We start from the raw sequence: 1,145 nt of genomic DNA, 5'->3' as shown, positions 1-1,145 counted from the left end.
GTCCACCTGGGCGACGGGACCGGCAGGAACCACCGGCGACACCCGCAAAACCAGAGCACCAGGACCAGTACCGACAGCAGGAACAGCCGGCAAGGCCACGACGATCAGATCAACAGGGAACCGGCCGGCAGAACCGAAAAGACCAGCACGACCGGAACCGATGAAGCCGTGCACTGGCAACAACGACGCCAGTCGGCAGGAGCAACCGGTACGACCACTGCGGTGAGACCGGCAGAAGCGGCAAGTACGACCGGCTGAAGCAGGACAGAAAGAGCGGAACGGCGGAGCCGGCAAGGCCGGTAGCCCCGGCAGAAACCGGCACGGACGGGCGCCGTCGCAGGACAGCAACACCAGAAAAATCGACAGGGGGCCGAACAGGACCGGCAGGCAGGCAGGGAAAGCAAGTCCCCGCACCACCGTCAACAGGCCCGAAACGAAAGGGACTTCACTTCGCCGACCGGCCCGATAACCCGGTCGGTCACCCCTCTCCCGCACCACCCCGGACCAACAGGGCCGCCGCGACCCGCCCGAGGACACCACCCAGCGCACCCGGACACCACCGGACCACCGGCGGAACCACCCCGGGCACCACCCCGGACAGCCACAACCCGCCCGCCGCGAACGGGACTTCAGGGAACACCCGCCCCGGGACGCCGCCCCCGAAGCCCCGCACCACCGGACAGCAACCACCCGGGACCAGCCGCGAACCGAAGACCGGCAACCAGACCGGCCACGGCCAGGACCCCGAGAACCACCCGCACCACCACCCGGCCGGGACGCCACCACCACCGGCCCGGACACCGCCCACAACCACCCCAGCACTAAAGAGACTTAACACCCACCAGGGCGCCGGCCCCGCAAGCCCCGCACCAACCAGCCCCGCCCACCACCCCCCACCACCAACCACCCACACCACCAAGGAGACCACCCCGCATGACCCACCCCGACCTCACCCGACGCACCCTCCTCACCGCAGCAGCCGCCACCATCATCGGCTTCAACACCACCACCCGCACCTGGGCCACCACCAACACCCCCACACCCCCCGGCCACATCGCCCCCCTACCCCCCCTCCAAGGCACCCTCACCACCAACCCCACCACCACCACCGCCCACGCCCACGACTTCGGCCGCCTCACCACCAC

1 pseudogene is annotated in these 1,145 nt (G+C 69.8%); it reads left to right on the top strand.

What is annotated here, in order from left to right:
* Positions 1-933 precede the first annotated feature (933 nt).
* Positions 934-1,145 (top strand): annotated as a pseudogene (locus tag ACFY4B_RS42620) (hypothetical protein); the annotation flags it as partial.

It is taken from the genome of Kitasatospora sp. NPDC001261 (assembly GCF_042896795.1).
Taxonomy (GTDB): Bacteria; Actinomycetota; Actinomycetes; order Streptomycetales; family Streptomycetaceae; genus Kitasatospora.
Note: the sequence above shows the minus strand (reverse complement) of the source record. Positions and strands in the feature narration are given on the sequence as shown.